Source organism: Sphingomonas sp. KC8 (genome assembly GCF_002151445.1).
Taxonomy (GTDB): domain Bacteria; phylum Pseudomonadota; class Alphaproteobacteria; order Sphingomonadales; family Sphingomonadaceae; genus Sphingomonas_E.
The window spans coordinates 4,085,773-4,107,968 of sequence record NZ_CP016306.1; the positions used below are offsets into that span (position 1 = coordinate 4,085,773).

The 22,196-nt window shown below is 65.3% G+C and carries 16 protein-coding genes; 11 read left to right on the forward strand and 5 right to left on the reverse strand.

Features of this window, described 5'->3' with window-relative positions; all coding sequences use genetic code 11:
• The first annotated feature begins 21 nt into the window (after positions 1-21).
• Complete coding sequence (gene pepN, locus KC8_RS19560; RefSeq protein ID WP_086495694.1) at positions 22-2,622, forward strand: aminopeptidase N; 2,601 nt, start codon at positions 22-24, stop codon at positions 2,620-2,622.
• Between the two features lie 47 nt (positions 2,623-2,669).
• Here the strand turns inward: pepN and KC8_RS19565 are convergent, their stop codons facing one another.
• A complete protein-coding gene (locus KC8_RS19565) occupies positions 2,670-3,560 on the reverse strand; it encodes a cation diffusion facilitator family transporter (protein ID WP_010124818.1) in 891 nt (296 codons plus the stop codon).
• On the reverse strand, positions 3,557-4,135 hold the full coding sequence (pdxH, locus tag KC8_RS19570; protein ID WP_010124819.1) for a pyridoxamine 5'-phosphate oxidase: 579 nt from the start codon (positions 4,133-4,135) through the stop codon (positions 3,557-3,559). The genes KC8_RS19565 and pdxH overlap by 4 nt, the downstream gene beginning before the upstream one ends.
• A gap of 111 nt (positions 4,136-4,246) precedes the next feature.
• Here pdxH and KC8_RS19575 point away from each other — a divergent pair, with 111 nt between their 5' ends.
• From KC8_RS19575 to KC8_RS19620, 10 genes are all read left to right on the forward strand, one after another.
• Positions 4,247-7,579: a transglutaminase family protein gene (locus KC8_RS19575; protein ID WP_010124820.1), complete on the forward strand. Its 3,333-nt coding sequence runs from the start codon at positions 4,247-4,249 to the stop codon at positions 7,577-7,579.
• Between the two features lie 351 nt (positions 7,580-7,930).
• Entirely contained in the window at positions 7,931-10,420 is a 2,490-nt protein-coding gene (locus KC8_RS19580) for a circularly permuted type 2 ATP-grasp protein (protein WP_010124821.1), read from the forward strand.
• A 2-nt stretch (positions 10,421-10,422) separates the two neighbouring features.
• The gene (locus KC8_RS19585) at positions 10,423-11,304 is read left to right on the forward strand and encodes a transglutaminase family protein (RefSeq protein WP_029624427.1); all 882 of its coding nucleotides are present in this window, start codon (positions 10,423-10,425) and stop codon (positions 11,302-11,304) included.
• Positions 11,305-11,419: 115 nt separating this feature from the next.
• Positions 11,420-12,358: a DnaJ C-terminal domain-containing protein gene (locus KC8_RS19590; protein WP_010124824.1), complete on the forward strand. Its 939-nt coding sequence runs from the start codon at positions 11,420-11,422 to the stop codon at positions 12,356-12,358.
• Between the two features lie 48 nt (positions 12,359-12,406).
• Positions 12,407-13,342, forward strand: a complete 936-nt coding sequence (locus KC8_RS19595) for a YihY/virulence factor BrkB family protein (RefSeq protein WP_010124825.1) — start codon at positions 12,407-12,409, stop codon at positions 13,340-13,342.
• Positions 13,343-13,352: 10 nt separating this feature from the next.
• The gene (gene fabI / locus KC8_RS19600; protein ID WP_010124826.1) at positions 13,353-14,156 is read left to right on the forward strand and encodes an enoyl-ACP reductase FabI; all 804 of its coding nucleotides are present in this window, start codon (positions 13,353-13,355) and stop codon (positions 14,154-14,156) included.
• Positions 14,157-14,228: 72 nt separating this feature from the next.
• Positions 14,229-15,299 (forward strand): chorismate synthase, encoded by a 1,071-nt coding sequence (aroC, locus tag KC8_RS19605; protein ID WP_010124827.1) that lies wholly within the window; start codon positions 14,229-14,231, stop codon positions 15,297-15,299.
• A gap of 150 nt (positions 15,300-15,449) precedes the next feature.
• A complete protein-coding gene (locus tag KC8_RS19610; RefSeq protein WP_010124828.1) occupies positions 15,450-15,665 on the forward strand; it encodes a hypothetical protein in 216 nt (71 codons plus the stop codon).
• 50 nt (positions 15,666-15,715) lie between these two features.
• Positions 15,716-17,962 (forward strand): DNA topoisomerase IV subunit A, encoded by a 2,247-nt coding sequence (gene parC, locus KC8_RS19615; protein WP_029624428.1) that lies wholly within the window; start codon positions 15,716-15,718, stop codon positions 17,960-17,962.
• Positions 17,963-18,082: 120 nt separating this feature from the next.
• Positions 18,083-19,822: a putative bifunctional diguanylate cyclase/phosphodiesterase gene (locus KC8_RS19620; protein WP_037495778.1), complete on the forward strand. Its 1,740-nt coding sequence runs from the start codon at positions 18,083-18,085 to the stop codon at positions 19,820-19,822.
• Here the strand turns inward: KC8_RS19620 and KC8_RS19625 are convergent.
• From KC8_RS19625 to KC8_RS19635, 3 genes are read right to left on the reverse strand one after another with little or no spacing between them, the layout of a single operon-like run.
• A complete protein-coding gene (locus tag KC8_RS19625) occupies positions 19,798-21,015 on the reverse strand; it encodes a CCA tRNA nucleotidyltransferase (protein ID WP_029624429.1) in 1,218 nt (405 codons plus the stop codon). The two genes, KC8_RS19620 and KC8_RS19625, sit on opposite strands and share 25 nt — an antisense overlap.
• Entirely contained in the window at positions 21,012-21,614 is a 603-nt protein-coding gene (locus KC8_RS19630) for a CoA pyrophosphatase (protein WP_010124832.1), read from the reverse strand. Before KC8_RS19630 ends, KC8_RS19625 begins: the two co-directional genes overlap by 4 nt.
• Entirely contained in the window at positions 21,611-22,183 is a 573-nt protein-coding gene (locus KC8_RS19635) for a DUF1285 domain-containing protein (protein WP_010124834.1), read from the reverse strand. Before KC8_RS19635 ends, KC8_RS19630 begins: the two co-directional genes overlap by 4 nt.
• Between the last annotated feature and the right edge of the window lie 13 nt (positions 22,184-22,196).

Below are 22,196 nucleotides of genomic sequence, written 5' to 3' on the forward strand. Positions count from 1 at the left end.
TCGGGAGCGTACACCATGGCCATGCTTGACGCTCAAAATGCCGCTGCGGCCCCGCCGCCTGTCATCCACCGCGAAGATTATCGGCCGCCGGAATGGCTGGTGCCCGATGTCGAACTGCATTTCGATCTGGATGCTGCCGCGACGCGGGTGCGCGCGAAGCTGTCCGTTCAGCGCAATGGCGGGCACCGGCATCCGCTGAAGCTCGACGGCGATGGGCTGATCCCGGTTGCGGTGCGGATCGACGGCGAACCGCAGGCGGATGCGTGGCGGATGGACGGCGCGACCCTGCTAATCGACCTGCCGGGCGATGCGCACACCATCGAAACCGAAGTGGCGATCGCGCCCGAAGCCAATTCGCAGTTGATGGGGCTATATGCTTCGGGCGGGATGCTGTGCACGCAGTGCGAGCCGGAAGGCTTTCGCCGCATCACCTTCTTCCCGGATCGGCCCGATGTGCTGAGCCGTTATGTGGTGCGGATGGAGGCGGACAAGGCGCGTTTTCCGGTGCTGCTGTCCAACGGCGATCGCACCGGCGGGGGTGATCTGGCGGATGGCAAGCATTGGGCCGAATGGCGCGATCCGTTCTTCAAACCGACCTATTTGTTCGCGCTGGTCGCGGCCGATCTGCAGGCCAATCGCGACAGTTTCACCACCCGATCGGGCAAGCCGGTGGACCTTGCCATCTGGGTGGCCCCGCAGGACCTGCCCAAGACCGAACATGCCATGGCGGCGCTGAAGGCATCGATGGCGTGGGACGAAAAAGTCTATGGCCGCGAATATGATCTGGGCGAATTCAACATCGTCGCGGTGGCCGATTTCAACTTCGGCGCGATGGAAAACAAGAGCCTTAACATATTCAACTCTCGCTATATTCTGGCGGACCCCGATACCGCGACGGACGTGGACTATGATGGCGTGGCCGGCGTCGTCGCGCACGAATATTTCCACAACTGGTCGGGTAACCGGGTCACCTGCCGCGATTGGTTCCAGCTGTCACTGAAGGAAGGCTTCACCGTCTTTCGCGACCAGAGTTTTTCGGCGGATCAGGGGTCGGCCGCGGTCAAGCGGATCGAGGATGTGCGGACGTTGCGCGCGGCGCAATTCCCCGAGGATTCGGGGCCGCTGGCGCACCCGATCCGGCCCGAAAGCTATATGGAGATATCGAACTTCTATACGGCGACGATCTACAACAAGGGCGCCGAAGTGATCCGGATGCTCCACACGATGCTGGGGCCGGACAAGTTCCGTGCAGGGTCCGACCTCTATTTCGATCGGCATGACGGGCAGGCGGCGACCTGCGAGGATTTCGTGACCGCGATGGAGGATGCCTCGGGCGTCGATCTCGGCCAGTTCCGGCTATGGTATTCGCAGGCGGGAACGCCCCGGATCAAGGCATCGCTGGTGCATGAACCGGCCGGCGGACAGGCGCGGCTGACCCTGGAACAGATGGTGCCGCCAACCCCCGGCCAGCCGGACAAGCAGCCGATGCCGGTGCCGCTGCGCGTTGCGCTGTATGGCGAAGTGACCGGGCAGATTTTCGGTGGCGAACGGCTGGTGATGCTGGCGGGCGCACATCAGGAAATATTGTTCGAAGGGATTGGCGAACGGCCGATCTTGTCGATCAACCGCGGCTTTTCCGCCCCGGTGATCGTGGAAACCGATCGGTCGTCGGCGGACCTCGCCTTCCTGTCGGCGCAGGATAATGATCCCTTCGCCCGCTACGAAGCGATGCAGCAACTGATGGTCAACACGCTGGTCGGCGCGGTTGCAACCGGCAAGCCGGACCATCGCGCCGTGATCGACGCGGTGCGCGAAACGGTGTGCAATTCCGCGCTTGATGCGGCGTTCATCGCCGAAGCGGTGCTGCTTCCCAGCGAATCTTTCATCGGTGATCAGATGGCGGTGGTCGATCCCGATGCGATCCACGCCGCGCGCGAAGCGTTGCGGCAGGAATTGGGGCAGGAACTGGAGGACGAATGGCGCGCCTCTTATGCCAAGACCCACGCCAATCGGTATGACTATAATCCGGCGGCAAAGGGGCTTCGGCGGCTGAAGACGGTGGCGCTGGGCTATATGGCGGCGAGCGGCGCGGAGGATGCGTCGGTGATTGCGTTCCGCCAGTTCCGCGACGCCGACAACATGACCGATCGACAGGGCGCGCTCGGCACGCTTGCCAACAGCGCGTGGGCGGAACGGGCCGAAGCGTTGCAGATGTTCTATGATCGCTATCGCGACAACGGTCTCGTCATAGACAAATGGTTCAGCACGCAGGCCTTTTCCACGCGCGACGACACCATCGAGGTGGTCGAGGCGCTGGCCAGGCACCCCGATTTCACGCTGACCAATCCCAATCGCATCCGATCGCTGGTCGGGGCGTTTTCGATGAACCAGAAGCATTTCAACGCGGCATCCGGGCGCGGTTACCGCTTCCTTGCCGATTTCGTGCTGGCGGTGGACAAGCTCAACCCGCAGACTGCGGCCAAGCTGATACCGCCGCTTGGCCGCTGGCGGCGGTTCGATACGGCGCGGGCGGGCCTGATGAGGGCGGAACTGGAACGCGTGCTGGCGACGCCGGGGCTGTCAAAGGACGTGTTCGAACAGGCATCAAAAAGCCTCGGCTGATTGTGGCGTCCCTTTCCTTGCGGGGAAGGGGCGCCGCGCCATTTTATTCAGGCGCGATCACCGGGGCGGACATATCCCTGTGGGTCCGGATGAATCAGGATTTCCACGCCGGGAAAGTCTTCGGCGAGCCGTGCTTCCACTTCTTCCATCACGCGATGCGCATCGGCCACCGTCATGTCCGGCGCGACATCGACATGGAACTGGACGAAATCATGCGCGCCGCTCGTGCGGGTGCGCAGATCGTGAATGCCGCGCAGTTCGGGGTGGCGAGCGGCGACCATCAGAAACTTCTGGCGCCGCTCCTCGGGCCATTCCTTGTCCATCAACTGGTGGATCGCGGTGACGGCCGATCCCCATGCACCCCACGCCAGCCACAATGCGATCAGCACGCCGAATACCGGATCGGCCCCGCTGAAGCCCAGATATTGATCGAGTATGATGGCCACGATCACCGATCCGTTGAGCAGCAGATCCGACTGGTAATGTACATTGTCGGCGCGGATGGCGAGGCTGCCGGTCTGGCGCACGACATGGCGTTGATAGGCGATCAGGGCAAAGGTGAGGATCAACGCGATGATCGACACGCCGATGCCATATTCGGCATGCGCCGTACTGCCGCCATGCATCAGCCGTGTCACGGCCTGCCACCCGATGCCGGCGGCCGAAAGCGTGATCAGCGCGACCTGGAACAGGGCGGCCAGCGCCTCGGCCTTGCCGTGGCCGAAACGGTGATTGTCGTCGGCTGGCGTGGCCGCGACGTGGACGCCCCACAGGGTGACAAGCGATGCGACCAGATCCAGCCCGGTATCGGCAAGCGAACCGAGCATGGCGACCGAGCCCGTCTGGAACGCCGCATAGGATTTCAGCGCGAGCAGCAGACAGGCCGTCGCGACGCTGGCAAGGGCAGCCCGCTGGGCAAGCGGGATCGTGCGGCTCATGGGTACAGCATGCCCGTCGTCCAATCGTTCCCATCGCGGACGTAGAGGTTGCGTTCGTGCAGGCGGTGGGCGCGATCCTGCCAGAATTCGATGCGATCGGGCACCACGCGAAAGCCGGACCAGTGCGGTGGCCGGGGGACATCCTGCCCGGCGAAGCGCGCGACCATTGCTTCATATCGCGCTTCGAACGTGGCGCGGTCCGGCAAAGGGCGGGATTGATCGGACGCCCACGCACCAAGCTGCGAATCGCGGCTGCGCGTGGCGAAATAGGCGTCGCCTTCCGCATCGCTCACCCGTTCCACGGTCCCTTCGATACGAATCTGGCGGCGCAGCGATTTCCAGTGGAAGAGCAAGGCTGCGCGCGGCGTCGTCCCAAGTTCGCCCGCCTTGCGGCTTTCGAGATTGGTATAAAATACGAAGCCGCGCGGATCATGCCCTTTCAGCAGCACCATCCGCAGCGATGGCTGGCCATCGGGCGCAACCGTGGCGATGGCCATGGCGTTGGCGTCGTTCGGCTCGCTGGCGCGTGCTTCGATGAACCAGCTGTCGAACAGGGCAAAGGGATCGGATGTCATGACCCTGCCTTAGCGCATCATTTTCGGTGATTGAACCGTGACCGTGCACAAGCGCGATACCGGATCGAGGAGAATGTTGCGCTGCACAAGGGAATGTGATCCACTCCCTTCATGATCCAGGCGGCAGTGCATCACATTACCTCCTACCGTTATGACCGGCCGGTCCAGTTGGGCCCGCAGGTGATCCGATTGCGGCCGGCGCCGCACAGCCGGACGGCGGTGAACAATTATTCGCTGCGGATTGCACCCGAAAATCATTTCATCAACTGGCAGCAGGATCCCCACGGCAACTGGCTGGCGCGAATAACCTTCCCCGAAAAGGTGGAGGAGTTTTCGGTGACGGTGGACCTGATCGCCGATCTGGTGGTGGTGAACCCGTTCGATTTCTTCGTGGAAGATTATGCCGAGCGGCGGCCGTTCACTTATGCCCCGGCCCTGCGGGCGGACCTGGCCGCCTATTTCGATGTCGAGCCGCAAGGCGCCTTATTCGAACGGCTTGTTGCGGAGTTCGCCGACGCGGATGCGCGGACGATCGATTTTCTGGTGGATGTGAACCGGGCGGTGCAGGGCAAGGTGGGCTATGTCATCCGGCTGGAGCCGGGGGTGCAGACGCCCGAGGAGACACTGACGATCGGCACCGGATCGTGCCGCGACAGTGCATGGCTGATGGTGCAACTGCTGCGGCGGCTGGGTTTGGCTGCGCGTTTCGTATCGGGCTATTCGATCCAGTTGCGGCCGGATGTCGTGGCGATCGACGGGCCGGCGGGGGTGGCCGAAGATGTGGTGGACCTGCACGCCTGGGCCGAAGCCTATGTGCCCGGGGCCGGCTGGGTGGCGCTGGATGCGACATCGGGGATGTTCGCGGGCGAGGGGCATATCCCGCTGGCGGCGACACCGCACTACCGATCCGCCACGCCGATCGAGGGCGCGTTGCTGGGCCGGGCGGAGACGGACTTCCATTTCGAGGTGGGCGTGCAGCGGATCGCCGAAGCGGTGCGGATCACGGCGCCGTTCACGCCCGAACGCTGGGCCGCGCTGGACCGGCTGGGCGAGCAAGTGGATGTGGACCTGATCGCGCAGGATGTGCGGCTGACGATGGGCGGCGAGCCGACCTTCGTGGCGGCGGGCGACAGCGAGGCGGCCGAGTGGAACGCCGATGCGGTGGGGCCGACCAAGGCGGGCTTTGCCGACCGGCTGATCCGCAGGTTGAGGGACAAGTTTACGCCGGGAGGGCTGATTCACCACGGGCAGGGCAAATGGTATCCGGGGGAAAGCCTGCCGCGCTGGGGCTATTCGATCTATTGGCGGGCTGATGGGGTGCCGGTTTGGCGGGATGCCGGATTGATCGCCGCCATTGGCGGAGAAATGGCTGAAGGATCGGCGCATAACTTCTTGATTTTACTATCTGAATATCTGGAAATAGACGGCCGGAATGTTCAGCCCGCATATGAAGACGGGCTGGAGTGGGCGGTGAAGGAAGCGGCGCTGCCCGACAATGTGGATCCGGCCGATCCGAAGATCGACGACCCCGAAGCGCGTGCGCGGATGGTGAAGGCGTTCCAGCGTGGGCTGTCGCAGCCCGCCGGCTATGTGTTGCCGATACAACGCTGGCAGGCGGCGCAAATGCCGGGCACCCCGCGCGCCAGCAGGCGCGGCTGGCGAAGCGAACGGTGGCGGACGCGGCGTGGCCCATTGTTCGTGGTGCCGGGCGATTCCGCGCTGGGATACCGCCTGCCGCTGGGGGCGCTGCCATATGTGCCGCCATCCGATTACCCCTATATCCATGCGCGCGACACCGGCGAGCCGCGCGAACCGCTGCCCGATTATCGCCAGCAGCGGGTGGAGCGGGTGGGCGATGCGCCCGACGGCCACCCTGCGCAGGATCGCGTCGAACAGAAGATCATCGAAGGGGCGGTGCGCACCGCGATCACCGTGGAGGCGCGGGACGGCCATCTGGCGGTGTTCATCCCGCCGGTAGAGGCGCTGGAAGATTATCTGGACCTGATCACGGCGGTGGAGGCGACGGCTGAGGCGCTGCAAACGCCCGTGCGTATCGAAGGCTATCCGCCGCCACCCGATCCGCGCCTGCTGGTGCTGAAGGTCACGCCCGATCCCGGCGTGATCGAGGTGAACGTGCAGCCGGTGGCGTCGTGGCGCGACGCCGTGGACCTGACCGAAACGCTTTACCAGACGGCGCGCGAATGCGGCCTGACGGCGGACAAGTTCATGGTCGACGGGCGATCGGTGGGCACGGGCGGCGGCAACCATCTGGTGTTCGGTGGCCAATCGGTGAACGACAGCCCGTTCATCCGCCGGCCGGACCTGTTGAAAAGCCTTGTCCTGTACTGGCAGCGCCACCCATCGCTGTCCTATCTGTTTTCCGGCCTGTTCATCGGCCCGACGAGCCAGGCGCCGCGGATCGACGAGGCGCGGCATGACGGGCTGTACGAATTGGAAATCGCGCTGGCGCAGGTGCCGATGCCGGGTGAGGGGGCGGCGCCCGCGCCATGGGTGGTCGATCGATTGTTCCGCAACCTGCTGGTGGACGTGACCGGCAACACCCACCGCACCGAAATCTGCATCGACAAGCTGTTTTCGCCCGACGGACCGACCGGGCGGCTGGGTTTGGTGGAGTTTCGCGGGTTCGAAATGCCGCCCGAACCGAAGATGAGCCTGGCGCAGCAATTGCTGATGCGCGCGCTGATCGCGTGGCTGTGGCGCGAACCGCAGCAGGGCGGGTTCGTGCGCTGGGGCACGGCGCTGCACGATCGGTTCATGCTGCCGCATTTCGTGTGGGCGGATTTCAGCGATGTGCTGGGGGATCTGCGCGCCGCCGGATATGATTTCGACCCGGCCTGGTTCGAAGCGCAGCGCCAGTTCCGCTTTCCGGTGCATGGCAGCGTGATGGCCGGTGGCGTGACCTTGGAAGTGTCGCACGCGCTGGAACCGTGGCACGTGCTGGGCGAAACCGGGGCGATCGGCGGCACGGTGCGCCATGTCGACAGTTCGACCGAACGATTGCAGGTGAAGGCGACCGGGCTGGTGCCGGGCCGCCATGTGGTGGCGGTAAACGGCCGTGCCGTGCCGATGGTGCCGGTGGGGACGGCCACGCCGGGCCAGATGGTGGGCGGGGTGCGCTATAAAGCGTGGGAACCGGCCAATTGCCTGCATCCGCGCCTGCCGGCCAATGCGCCGCTGACATTCGATGTGCTGGATCGCTGGAACGGCCGATCGCTGGGCGGTTGCGTCTACCATGTCGCCCATCCCGGCGGGCGGACCTATGATGTGGCGCCGATCAACGATTATGAAGCCGAAGCACGGCGCAAGGCGCGGTTTCAGCCGCATGGCCATACGCCGGGGACGGTGGCGATGCCGCTGCCCGAACGATCCGGCGAATTTCCGATGACGCTGGATTTGCGGACGCCGGGGCCGGGGGTGGGATGAGGGTGCTTTCGTTCTCCACGCGTGCCGGCGGTGGGTGTGGCGCGATGGATCCTGAAACGAGTTCAGGATGACGAATAAGCAGGGCGTGTGACGGAGGCGCTGACGTGGCTCGGGGTTGTTCGTTCTCGACCCGTCATGCTGAACTCGTTTCAGCATCCATTTCTCCACTCGCGCTGGCGGTGGGTTTGGCACGGTGGACCCTGAAACGAGTTCAGGGTGACGAAGAAGAAGGGTGTGGAGTGAGCTAGGCCTGACGATCGACCAGGTGAAAACGGTTCCGTGCCGATCGGGCGCGGGATAGATGGGTGACGGGCCGGGCGGGTCGCGCCGGGCGGTAAGGAAAGAGAGCGAATGGCGCAATTGCCGGGTCTGCCGGGTTGGGGCGAAGGGTGGATTGCATCCTATCTGCCGCGCGCGACAAGCGGTGATGTGTTGCGTGGCGATACCGGGCGCGGCGCGCGCTGGTGGAGCCAGTTGCTGGAAGGGATGGCCGGCCTGTCCGATGGTAATCTGATGCGGTTGCAGGACCGCATCAACCGGCAGGTGGTGGAAATCGGCACGGCATTTCGCCTGCCGGGCGAAGAGCATGAAAAGCACTGGCCGCTATCGGTAATGCCGCTGCTGATCGGCGAGGATGAATGGCGCGGGATCGAGCAGGGCGTGGCCCAGCGCGCTGAATTGCTGGACAAGATACTGGACGACATGTTCGGCGGGCAGGCGTTGTTCCGCGATGGCGCCTTGCCGGCGGTGATGGCGACCGGCAGCCCGCATTTCTGGCGATCGATGATCGGCGTGAAAGTGCCCGGCGGCCACCGCCTGCAAACCTATGCCGCCGATCTGGGCCGCGGGCCGGATGGCGAATGGCGCGTGCTGGCCGATTATTCGCGGGCGCCGTCGGGTGCCGGCTATGCGCTGGAAAACCGCATCGCGGCGTCGCGGGTGATGGGGACGCTGTACAAGCAACTGAACATCCGCCGCCATGCCGGTTTCTTTGCCGCGTTCCGCGACGGGTTGGCGGCGGCGTGCCAGCGCAGCGATCCGCGCATCGGATTGCTGACGCCGGGACGGTATAATCAAAGCTATCCCGAACAGGCGCATCTGGCCCGCTATCTGGGGTTCCTGCTGGTCGAGGGTGAAGACCTCGCCGTGCGGGACCAGCAGCTTTACGTGCGGACGATCGAAGGGCTGAAGCGGATCGATGCGCTGTGGCGGCGCATGGATACGCGCTTCATCGATCCGCTGGCGTTCGATTCGCAATCCGCGATCGGGGTTCCGGGGCTGATGGATGCGATGGCGGCCGGCAATACGGTGATCGCCAATGCGCCGGGCGCCGGGGTGATCGAATCGGCGGCGATGTCGGCGTTTCTGCCGGCACTGGCGCGGCGGCTGACAGGGGAACAATTGCTGCTGCCGAACATCGCGACATGGTGGTGCGGGCAACCGCATGAAGCCGAGCATGTTTTGGCCATGTTCGATGATCTGCTGATCGCGCCCGCCTTTGGTGGTGCGCCGCCGGGGCTGGATGATGGCCGGGCGGTGATCGGGGCGGAACTGGGCGCCGCCGCGCGCGCCGCGCTGATGGCCGGCCTTGCCCGGCGGCCGCAGGATTATGTGGGGCAGGAAGTTGTGCGCCTGTCGACCATGCCGGCGCTGGCCGACGGGACGATGACGCCCAGACCGTTCACGCTGCGCGTGTTCGCCGCGCGCGGGGCCGATGGCCGGTGGGCGGTGATGCCGGGCGGGTTCGCACGGTTGGGCGGCGAGGATGACGTGCGCGCGGCGGTGATGGGCGAAGGGGTGCTGAGCGCCGACGTCTGCATTCTTTCCGATCACCCGGTCGCGCCGGTATCGCTGGTGCCCGCCAAGGTGGCGATCCGCCGCAACCCCGGCACCCTGCCAAGCCGGGTGGCGGACAATCTGTTCTGGCTGGGCCGTTATCTGGAGCGGGGCGAAAATACGCTGCGGCTGGTGCGCGCTACCCTGGGCGGGACGATCGACGCCGATGGCGGGGCGGCGTTGCTGCCCGCGACGCTGGCGCGGCTGACGGGCCTCTTGATTTCATCGGGCGCTTCGGTGGCGACCAAGGATGAGGAAATCACGGCGCGCGACGCCGATGTGCTGACATTGGCGCAGGCGGCGATGGACGGGCCGGGCCTGTCTTCGGTGCGCACATTGTGGGGGCATGTTCATGCGATCGGCGAAGGCGCGCGCGATCGCCTGTCGGCCGATGTGTGGCGGTTGATCGACACGCCGGTGGCGGGCGGGGGCGAGGATGCGGCCGGCCTGCTCGATCGGGCGACGGCGTTGCAGGAACGCTTTTCGGCGCTGGCGGGGCTGGCGGCCGAAAATATGGGACGGACGGCGGCGTGGCGGTTCCACGATATGGGCCGGCGGATCGAACGGGCGGTGCTGGTGTGCCGGCTGCTGCGCAGCTTTGCCGGGGATGCGGCATCGGCCGACGACCTTACCGTCCTGCTCGACCTGTGCGACAGCCAGATCAGCTATCGCGCGCGGTACATGACCGGGCTGTCGCTGGCCCCGGTGCGCGATCTGATCGCGCTCGATCCCTATAATCCGCGCTCGCTGGCCTATCAGGTGCGCGCGATCGGCAAGCATCTGGGCGTGCTGCCGGTACTGCGCGACGACGGCATGGCCGAAGACCAGCAATCGCTGGCGATCGAACTGGACGGCCTGATCACCATCGCGAAGGCCGAGGCGCTGGACACGCCGGCGGTGATGGCGGTGGAAAACCGGCTGCTGGCGCTGTCCGAAGCGATCGGCCGGCGTTATTTCCTGCAAGGCAGCGAGACACTGCGGCAGTCGAACATGGTGCTGGCGTGACGATGCTGTACGACGTCAGCCACCGGACACGCTTTCGCTATGCCAGCCCGGTGCGCTTCACCCGCTGCAATTTGCGGCTGGAACCGGTGGCATGGGACGGCCAGCAGCTGGAAGGCCATATGCTGGAAGTGACGCCACGCGCCAGCCTCGCCGAGATGCGACCGGGCGGGTACCTCGCCAACATCGTGCGGCTGGTGGTGGAACAGGCGGCCAGCGAAGTGGTGATCGAAAGCCGCTTTCGCATGGCGGTGGACCGGGTGGCGCCCGAGGTGCTGGATACCGATCCCGGCGCCGCCGAAGTCGCCGCCGCAGCGCGCATGTCGCGCGATCTTTCGCCGATCGGGCCGGCCAATTATCTGGCGGAATCGCCGCTGATCGCGATCGAACCGGAAATATCGGCGTGGGCGGCGGCGGACATCCGGCCCGATCGCGGGATCGTCGCCATCGGCTATGCGCTGGCACGCCGGATCCATGACGAGTTCCGCTACGATGGCGCGGCCACGCTGGCCGACACCCCACCGATCGAAGCATTCCGCGCGCGCCACGGCGTGTGCCAGGATTTCGCGCAGATCATGATCGCGGCCCTGCGCGGCCATGGGCTGCCGGCGGCCTATGTCAGCGGCTATCTGCGCACCATTCCGCCAGCGGGCCAGCCCCGGCTGGTCGGCGCGGATGCGACGCACGCCTGGGTGATGCTGTGGTGCGGGCCGGAACGGGGCTGGCTGGGGTTCGATCCCACCAACGCCTGTGCGATGGCCGGCGACCATATCGTCACCGCCATCGGGCGGGACTATGCGGATGTATCGCCCATCGACGGCATCTTCATGGGCACGGGCGCGCAGAAGATCGACGTGGCGGTCGATGTCGAACCGGTTTCAGCGTAACAAGCGTTCAGGCCGTTTATTTTTTTCACTTGCGCGAACCGGCAACAGCCCACATCTGCTATGTTGCAATTGAGCAACAGTTGGTGCCGGCGCGCGACCGGCGTAACGGGTGGATATGGCGGATCTATATTCGAAACTGGGCGTGGCCCGTGGCGCGAGCGAAACCGAGATCAAGAAGGCCTATCGCAAGCTTGCCAAGGAACTGCACCCCGATCGCAACACGGACAATCCGAACGCGTCGGAGCGATTTTCGGATGTGACATCGGCTTATGATCTGCTGTCCGACAAGGACAAGCGCGCCCAATATGATCGCGGCGAAATCGACGAACAGGGCAATCCGCGCGGTTTCGCCGGCGGCGGCTTTGGCGGCGGCGCACGCGGCGGGCCGGGGGGCGGCTTTGGCGGGTTCGGCGGCGATGGCGCGGATTTCGGCGACATTTTCGAAGGATTGTTCGGCGGCCAGCGCGGTCGTGGCGGCGGCGGTGGCGGGCCGTTCGGCGGGTTTGGCGGCGGCGCGCGCCGGCCCAGCCCCAAGGGCGCGAACATCAACTATCGGCTGACCGTGCCGTTCGACGAAGCGGCCACGCTCAAGGCCCAGCGCGTGACCCTGGCCGATGGCAAGACGATCGAGGTGAAACTGCCCGCCGGCGTGGAAACCGGAACGCAGATGCGGCTGGGCGGCAAGGGCGAACCGGCCCCCGGCGGCGCCGGCGACGCGATCGTGACGATCGAGATCAAAAGCCACCGCTTCTTCAGCCGCGACGGCGACGATGTGCGGCTGGACCTGCCGATCACCATCGACGAGGCGGTGCTGGGCGGCCAGGTGCGCGTGCCCACCGTCGACGGCGCGGTGATGCTGAACATTCCCAAGGGCGCGACATCGGGCAAGGTGCTGCGGCTGGGTGGCAAGGGTTTCCACAAGAAGGATGGCGGCCGGGGTAACCAGCTTGTCACCTTGCTGGTGGATGTGCCGCTGGGTGACGCCGAGCTGGAAGCGTTCGTCCAGACCTGGAGCGGCAAGGGACGCAACCCGCGGCTGGCCTTGGGGGTTTAACCCGAACCATCGCGGACAAACGGCCGCAGCAGAAGGAACAGCGCGCCCTTGCAGGATGTATCGCCCGAATCGCCGGAGGAGCGTGCCAAGCGACGCACGGCGTGGGACCGGCACCTCGATCGCGTTCGCCCCGGCACCCGGCCGTTCGAAATAGCGCGGCGCGCGATCGTCGGTGTCTATTCCGATGGCTTCATCCATGCCGGCAACCTGGCCTATCTGGCGCTGCTGGCGCTGTTCCCGTTCTTCATCGTGCTGGCCGCGCTGGCGCAATTGTTCGGGCGCGGGCCGGACACCCAACTGGCGGTCGCAACCTTCCTGGATTCGCTGCCGGCGACGGTGGCCGATCTGCTGCGGACGCCCATCGCCGACGTGCTGGCCGCGCGAACGGGATCGCTGCTGTGGCTGGGGGCTGCGGTCGGCCTGTGGACGGTCGGCAGCTTCATCGAAACGATCCGCGATATCCTGCGTCGCGCCTATGGCACGCCGTATAGCCGGGGTTTCCTGCATTATCGGCTGGGTTCGATCGGCATCATCGTCGCATCGGTGATCCTGGCGCTGACGGCATTTTCGATGCAGGTGCTGCTGACCGCAGCGGAGGAGTTCGTCAGCCGACTGCTGCCCTTTGCCGGCGATGCCCAGATCTGGATCGCGGTATCGCGGCTGGCGCCGCTGCTGTTGATGGTGCTGGCGCTTTACGCGCTGATCTATTCGCTGACGCCGACGAAATATCGTTATGCGGATTGCCCCAAATGGCCGGGGCCGCTGTTCATCGCGTTCTGGTGGATCGGCGTGACGATGGCGCTGCCCCGCGTTCTCGCGCTATTAGGCGGATATGACCTGACTTATGGCGGGCTGGCAGGGGTGATCATCACCCTGCTGTTCTTCTGGCTGGTGGGTTTTGGGCTGGTGATTGGCGTAAACATTAACGCGGCACTGGCGGAAACGCCGCAACCGGCGGTAAAGGGGCCAGCGTCTCAAGGCTGATGGAGTTAGAATGGCAGGCCTGATGGAAGGAAAACGGGGGCTTATCATGGGCCTCGCCAATGATCGCTCGCTGGCGTGGGGCATCGCCAAGGCGCTTGCCGCGCAGGGTGCGGAGCTGGCGTTCAGCTATCAGGGCGAATCGCTGGAGCGGCGCGTGCGCCCGCTGGCGGCCGAAGTGGGATCGGATTTCCTGATCGATTGCGACGTATCCGACATGGATGCGCTGGATAAGGCGTTCGACACGCTGGCCGAACGCTGGCCGACGATCGACTTCGTGGTCCATGCGATCGGCTTTTCCGACAAGAATGAATTGCGCGGGCTGTATGTCGACACCAGTCTCGACAACTTCCTGATGACGATGAACATTTCGGCTTATTCGTTCGTCGCCGTGACCAAGCGGGCGCGGGCGATGATGCCGAATGGCGGATCGATCCTGACCTTGAGCTATTATGGCGCGGAAAAGGTTGTCCCGCACTACAACGTCATGGGCGTTGCCAAGGCGGCGCTGGAAACGTCGGTGAAATATCTGGCGATGGACCTTGGCCCGGAAAATATCCGCGTCAACGCGATCTCCGCCGGGCCGATCAAGACGCTGGCGGCATCGGGCATCGGAGATTTCCGCTACATCCTGAAGTGGAACGAACTCAATTCGCCGCTGCGCCGCAACGTGACGATCGAGGATGTCGGCGGCGCCGGCGTCTATCTATTGTCCGATCTGGCAAGCGGCGTGACCGGCGAAATCCACCATGTGGATGCGGGCTATAACGTTATCGGCATGAAGGCCGAGGACGCACCGGATATCGCTTTGGCTTGAACCTCATTCCTCTCCCCCCGGTGGGAGAGGATCGGTTTGCCCCTCTCCATTGAGGGGAGAGGGTAGTTTCGAATGAGCTTCAACACGTTTGGCCGCGTCTTCCGCTTCACCACCTGGGGGGAGAGCCATGGGCCGGCGCTGGGCGCGGTGGTCGATGGGTGCCCGCCGGGGCTGGCATTGAGCGAGGCGGATATCCAGCCTTTGCTCGACAAGCGCCGTCCCGGCACGTCGCGGTTCACCACCCAGCGGCAGGAGCCGGATCAGGTGCGCATCCTGTCCGGTACGTTCGAAGGCAAGACGACCGGCACGCCGATCAGCCTGATGATCGAGAATGTCGACCAGCGATCGAAGGATTATTCGGAGGTCGCGGTCGCCTATCGGCCGGGCCATGCCGATTATGCCTATGACGCCAAATATGGCTTTCGTGATTATCGCGGTGGCGGGCGTTCGTCCGCGCGCGAAACGGCGGCGCGCGTGGCGGCAGGGGCGGTGGCCCGCGCGGTAATCCCCGAAGTGCGCATTCGCGCTTATCTGGTCGAGCTGGGCGGCGATCCGATCGACCGGGCGGCGTTCAATGATGCCGAAATCGACAATAATCCGTTCTTCTGCCCCGATGCGGCGGCGGCGGCGCGCTGGGAAGCGATCGTAGATGGCGCGCGTAAAAGCGGGTCTTCGGTGGGCGCGATCGTCGAATGCGTAGCCGAAGGGCTGCCGGCGGGTTGGGGCGCGCCGCTTTATGCCAAGCTGGACAGCGAACTGGCGGCGGCGTGCATGTCGATCAACGCCGTTAAAGGCGTCGAGATCGGCGACGGTTTCGATGCCGCCCGGCTGACCGGCGAACAGAATGCCGATCCGATGCGGCCGGGGCCGGATGGCTTGCCCATCTTCCTGGCCAATCATGCCGGCGGCGTCGCCGGTGGGATTTCCACCGGCCAGCCGCTGGTGGTGCGCGTGGCGCTGAAGCCCACATCGTCGATCCTGACGCCGGTGGAAACGATCGGGCGCGACGGGCAGGCGGCCGACATCCGCACCAAGGGCCGCCATGATCCGTGCGTTGGCATTCGTGCGGCGCCGGTGGTGGAAGCGATGGTCGCGCTGGTGCTGGCGGACCAGAAACTGCTGCAACGCGCCCAGCGGGGCTGACCGGGCGGCGGACAGGCAGGCCATCGCGGTTGGCCGCTGTCCACCGCCGCTTTCGCACGAAAGCCGCCGAAGCGGTATGCGCCCACGGCCCGCCGAATGGCCGGTTATCGCGCCGGCGCGTTGGATTGCTGTCGTTTTTGGGAGACAGCCATGCGTAAGGATCTGTTACTTGGCGTTGCGTTGCTGGCCGCGCCGATCATCGCGATTGCCCAGACCGCCCCGACCCCGCCGGACGAACCGGCCGGCAACACCCAATGGGACAATGCGGCCGAACCGGCGAACATGACGCAGGAGCCGACCGACAACGGCGCGGTGGACAAGGACGCGCAGGATCCGCCCCCCGAACCCGAAGTGCCCCAGGCCTAGGATAAAAATGCGCCCTCGCATGGTGGCGGGGGCGCTGCTATCCGGTGGGGATGACCGCATCAGACCCGCTCAACCAGATCATCGAAGCCCCGTTCGACAGCGCGCTGTCCGACCGATATCTCGTTTACGCGCTGTCCACGATCACCGCGCGATCGCTGCCCGATGTGCGCGACGGGCTGAAGCCGGTCCATCGCCGGCTGCTGTGGGCGATGCGGCTGCTGAAGCTGGACCCGGCAGCGGGCTACAAGAAGTGCGCGCGCGTCGTTGGCGATACGATCGGCAAATATCACCCGCATGGCGACCAGTCGGTCTATGATGCGATGGTCCGCCTCGCGCAGAGCTTTTCGCTGCGGTATCCGCTGGTCGACGGGCAGGGCAATTTCGGCAATATCGACGGCGATAACGCGGCGGCATACCGCTATACCGAAGCCAAGCTGACCCACTCGGCGATCGACCTGATGGCCGGCCTCGACGACGGCACGGTCGATTTTCGCGCGACCTATAATGGCGAGGAAGAAGAGCCGGAGGTTTTCCCCGGCCTGTTCCCCAACCTGCTGGCCAATGGCGCGAGCGGGATTGCGGTGGGCATGGCGACGTCGATCCCGCCGCACAATGTGGCCGAACTGATCGACGCGGCGAACCTGCTGATCGACGCGCCGGAAACGCCTGAAATCGATCTGATGCAGGTGGTGAAGGGACCCGATTTCCCAACCGGCGGCGTGATCGTCGATAGCCCGCTGGCGATCGCCGAGGCCTATGCCACCGGCCGGGGCGGTTTCCGCGTGCGCGCGCGCTGGAGCGAGGAACGCGAAAAGGGCGGCGCGTGGACGATCGTGATCCACGAAATCCCGTATCAGACGCCCAAGGCCAAGCTGATCGAAGAAATCGCAGCGCTGATCAACGACAAGAAGCTGCCGATCCTGGCGGATATCCGCGACGAATCCGACGCCGAGATCCGCATCGTGCTGGAACCGCGCAGCCGCACGGTGGACCCGCAGGTGCTGATGGACAGCCTGTTCCGGCTGACCGCGCTGGAAACGCGCATCTCGCTCAACCTCAACGTGCTCGACGCGCAGCGCACGCCGCGGGTGATGAGCCTGAAACAGGCGCTGGCGGCGTGGCTGGAGCATCAGTTCGAAGTGCTGGTCCGCCGTTCCCGGCACCGGCTGGCGAAGATCGACGACCGGATCGAACTGCTCGACGGCTATATCATCACCTATCTCAACCTGGATCGGGTGATCCAGATCATCCGCGAGGAGGATGAGCCGAAACCGCTGCTGATGGCCGAGTTCCAACTGACCGACCGGCAGGCCGAGGCGATCCTCAACATGCGGCTGCGTTCGTTGCGCAAGCTGGAGGAAATGGAACTCAAGCGCGAACGCGACGCGCTGGCCGACGAACGCAAGGGCCTGGTCGCGCTGATCGAAAGCCCGGCGCGCCAGCGCACGCGGATGAAGAAGGATCTGGCCAAACTGCGCGAGCGTTATGGCCCGGACACCGAAATCGGCCGCCGCCGCACGCTGATCGAGGAAGCGGCGCCCGCGCGCGAAATTCCGCTGGAAGCCATGATCGAGCGCGAACCGATCACCGTGATCCTGTCGCAGCGCGGGTGGATCCGCGCGATGAAGGGGCATAACGACCTGGCATCGGCCGAGGCGCTGAAGTTCAAGGAAGGCGATGGCCCGCTGTTCGCGTTCCACGCGCAGACGACCGACAAGCTGCTGCTGGCGACCGAAACGGGGCGCTTCTACACGCTGGGGGCGGACAAGCTGCCTGGCGGGCGCGGCTTTGGCGAGCCGGTACGGCTGATGATCGACCTGGAAGGCGATGCCCCCCCGGTGGCGCTGATGCCGGCAAGCGCGGGCGCACGGCTGCTGCTGGCCGCATCCGACGGGCGCGGGTTCCTGGGGACGACGGCGGATATCGTGGCCGAAACGCGCAAGGGCAAGCAGGTGGTGAACCTGCGGACGGGCGCCAAGCTGCGCGTGGTGCGCGCGGTGCCGGCCGATGCCGATTATGTGGCGGTGATCGGCGAAAACCGCAAGCTGGTGATCTTCCCGATCGGCGAAATGCCCGAAATGGCGCGGGGTTCGGGTGTCCAGTTGCAACGCTATCGCGACGGCGGCCTATCGGACGCGCTGGCATTCCGCTTCGAACAGGGGCTGAGCTGGACGATGGGCGGCGAGACGGGCCGCACCCGCACCGAAAGCGACATGACCCCCTGGCGGACGGCGCGGGGCGCCGGCGGACGGATGCCGCCGGTCGGTTTCCCGCGCGACAACCGGTTCGAAAGCTGATGGCCAAAAATGTCGGAAAATTCGATTTTTCAAACCATCGCCTTCTAAAGCAAGAATTAACCGTCTCGCGATAACCATCGCACCATGCAGGTCGAGCCTTCTCGCAACGAACTGGCCACGATGTTGGACGCGCCGCCGATGGTGTCGGCGTTCGATTCCGTGCGCGATGGCGAGACGGCGGCCATCGCGGTGATCCATCGCGCCCGCCAAGAATATCTGAATGCCCTGCCGATCGCCGCGTCGATCGTGACGCGCGGGCTGGATGGCGCGATCACGGTGGTGGCGAACGAACAGTTCGAAAGGCTCGACACGATTTCCGGCGTGACACCGGCGCGCCAGGCCATCACGGGATCCCTGATACAGCGCGCGCCGTTGCAGGCGGCGCTGACGGCGTTTCTGGATGGCGACGCGCGCGCGCACGAATTCGAATGGCGCGACGGCGATGCCGTGGGCGGCCGCCATTTCATTGTCCGCTTCGGCCGGCTGGCGGCTTTCGACGATGGCACCCGGCGATGCGTGCTATCGCTGATCGACCGCACCGCCGAAGTGGAAAACGAACGCAGCCTGCGCGCCGAAATGGCGCATGACAGCCTGACAGGCCTGCCCAATCGCGTCGCATTCAACGAAGCCCTGGAAGATGTGCTGGAACGGGAACCCGATTCGGCAAGCCACGCGGTACTGGTGGTCGATCTCACCCGGTTCAGCCGCATCAACGAAAGCATGGGATCGATCGCGGGCGATGAACTGATCATCACCGTGGCAAGGCGGATGGTTTCGTCGCTGCGCGGGGGCGACCTGCTGGCGCGAATCGGCGGGGATGAATTCGCGATCCTGCTGCAGCTATCCGAAGGCCCGGGCGATGCGCTGCACGCTGCGCGGCGGATCCAGGCGACGATGACCGCGCCGTTTCGCCTGTCCGATCTGGAAATCCACGTCGATTGCGCGATCGGCTGCGCACTGGTGAGCGATCAGGCGGCGGGCGCGGAAGATCTGGTCCGCAACGCGCAGTTTGCCCTGAAACGCGCCAAGGCATCGGGCCGGGTAGAGGTGTACCAGCCCGGCGAAGTGAGCAAGGCGCGACACCGTTTCAGCCTGGAAACCGAATTGCGCCGCGCGATCGAAGGGGACGCGCTGCAACTGGCGTTCCAGCCATTGATCAACCTCCAGACCAACAAGGTCGCCGGGTTCGAAGCGCTGGCCCGGTGGGATCATGAAGCGCTTGGCCCGATTTCCCCCGCCGAGTTCATTCCGGTCGCCGAGGAATCCGGGCTGATCGTTCCGCTCGGGCGATGGGCGCTGGAATCGGCCTTGTGCACGCTGGCGGAATGGGACCGCGCGCATGGCGCACCGCTGCCGGCTTATGTGGGCGTGAATATTTCCGCGATCCAGTTGGCCCGTGACGATGTTTCAACCGCCGTGGAAAATGCACTGCGCCGTTCGGGCGTATCCGGCGACCGGCTGACCCTGGAACTGACCGAAAGTTCGATCGTGCAGGACCCGGAACGGGCGACGCGCACCTTGCAGGGGCTGAAGGGGCTGGACGCCAAGATCGCTATGGACGATTTCGGCACCGGCTATTCGTCGCTGGCTTATTTGCAGCGGCTGCCGATCGATATCCTGAAAATCGACCGCAGTTTCGTGACGGGCATGCTGGGCGATCGCGATTCGGTGGCGATCGTTCGCGCGGTGCTGGGCCTCGCCGATGCGCTGGGCATGGAAACGACCGCCGAGGGTGTCGAAACCTTCGAACTGGCGCAGACGCTGGCGGCGCTGGGATGCAGTTCCGGCCAGGGTTTCTACTTCGCCAAGCCGCTGGCGGCGAACGAAGCGCTATCTTACTGGCGGTCGCGCAGCGCCTGATCGACGGCCGCCGCCGCCGCGCGTTCTACCCAGTCATCCGACGGAAAACCCGCTGCGATCCAATTGCGTTCGATCGACTGAAGGGCGGCCGCCACCCGCGGCCCCGGGCGCAGGCCACGCTTCACCAGATCCCCCCCCTTGAGCGGGAAGACCGGGCGCTGCCAGCCATCAAGCATGGCAATCGCGGCAGCAAGTGCCGCATCATCGCTGTCGGATAGAAGAATCAGATCGATGGCCGCATCGGGATGCCGATAGGCGATCGGAACAGGCGGGGCATCGGCTGCCGGCGGGCTGGCCAGCAATTCCAGTCGCCCGCGAATCGCGTTGGACAGGCGCAACCGCGCCGCGACCTGAACGACGGTGACGGGATCGCGGGGCAGCAAGGCGGCAAGCCGGCGGGCGGCATCGGGCGCAATGCCCGCGATTGCCTCACGGCCAATCAGCCGGGCGAGACGGGCGATGCCTGTCGTTTCGATTTCCGGCAGGACCGGCGCGAAAATGCCCTGCGCGTGCATCAACGCCACCGTTTCGCGCGGATCGGGCAGCGCCAGCAGCTTGAGCAGTTCGTCGGCAATCCGTTCGCGCGACAAGCCCATCAGATCGTTGGCGCGCGCAGCACAAGCGGCAAGGCCGGCGGCATCGGGCTTGCCCCGGCCGAAACGCGCATGAAAGCGGAAGAAACGCAGGATGCGCAGATGATCTTCGGCGATGCGGGTGAGGGGATCGCCGATGAAGCGAATGCGCCCGGCCGCCAGATCATCCAGCCCACCGAAATAATCGATGACTTCGCGGTTCAGCGGATCCGCGAACAGGGCGTTGATCGTGAAATCGCGCCGTGCGGCATCTTCGCGCCAGTCATCGGTGAAGGCGACGGTAGCGCGGCGTCCGTCGGTGGAGACATCGCGGCGCAATGTCGTCACTTCGACGGTCGCGCCGGGCAGAACGGCGGTGACCGTGCCATGGGCGATGCCGGTGGGAACCGCCTTGAACCCGGCATCGCGGATGCGCCCGGCCACGGTTTCGGGCGGCAGGATGGTTGCGCAATCGATATCGGATACATCAAGGCCGATCAGCGTGTCGCGCACCGCGCCACCGACATAACGGATCGCGCCGTTGGCGCCATCAAGCGCGGACATGAGGGCGGCCAGCCCTGCGCGATGCTGCCAGGGGGCGTCGGGAAGTCGGGTGGTCATGCGGGTGTGGACAGTCTGCGTGCTAGATTGACGATCATGGCGGCGGTGGCCCCCCAGATGCGGCGTTCGCCCCACAGGATTTCCAGAAAACGGCGTTCGCGGCCCTGCCATTCCACCGTGCGTTCGATATGGTTCGCGGTGTCGAGCAGATGGGCGAGGGGGACTTCGAAGATGTCCGCCACCTCGCTTGGCTGGGGCACCAGCGGCAAATCGGGCGGGACCACGGCGATCACGGGCGTCACTTCGAATCCGGTGATCGTGCGATAGCGATCGACCGTGGCGATCACGTTCACATAATGGCGCGACAGGCCGATTTCTTCCTCGGCCTCACGCAAGGCGGCGCCAATCACGCCGTCATCTTCCGGATCGACACGGCCGCCGGGAAACGCGATCTGCCCGGCATGCTTGCGCATCGTTTCCGGGCGCAGGATCAGCAATACCGTCGGATCGGGCCGATCGACCAGGGCGACAAGGACGGCGGCGGCCACCGTCGGTTCACCCGCCAGCCGGGCATAATCGCCATCATCCTGTTCCAGCAGCACCGGTTCATGGTGGCGGCCATGATCGAAAGCGGCATGCAGCCGTTCGGCAAGCGTCATTCCTGATGCTCCATGGCAAAAAAGGCGCCACCGCTCCACACGCCGATCGGCCGGGCGCCTTCGTCGATGGCGATCGCCGCCAGTTCATAATAAACCGGCCGGGCGATCAACGCTTCCAGCCCCCCGCGCACCGCCAGATAGGGATGCGGACCATCGCTGCGATCGACGAAGCGCAACGGATGTTCGGGGCCGGCGACGATGATGTCGCCCGTATTGAGCCGGAAGGCGAGCGTGCGTTCGGGGCCGGCGCCATCGGCTTTCACCTCGACCGCGACGAATGCGGCGTCCTCGACATCGATATCGAGTTTTTCGACCGGGGTGACAAGGACGTGGCGGCCATCGGCCTCGCGCCGCAGGATACTGGCGAACAGACGGACCATCGCCTGACGCCCGATCGGCGAACCCTGGTGGAACCATGTGCCGTCGCGGGCGATGCGCATATCGCTATGGCCGCAATGGTCGGGGTTCCACCGATCGACCGGCGGCAATTTCTTTTCGGCCACAAGCCGCGCGATATCGGCAAGCGACAGACCGATCAGATTTTCGGGCGGCGGACTGGTTTCAGGCATGGCGCCATTCGCT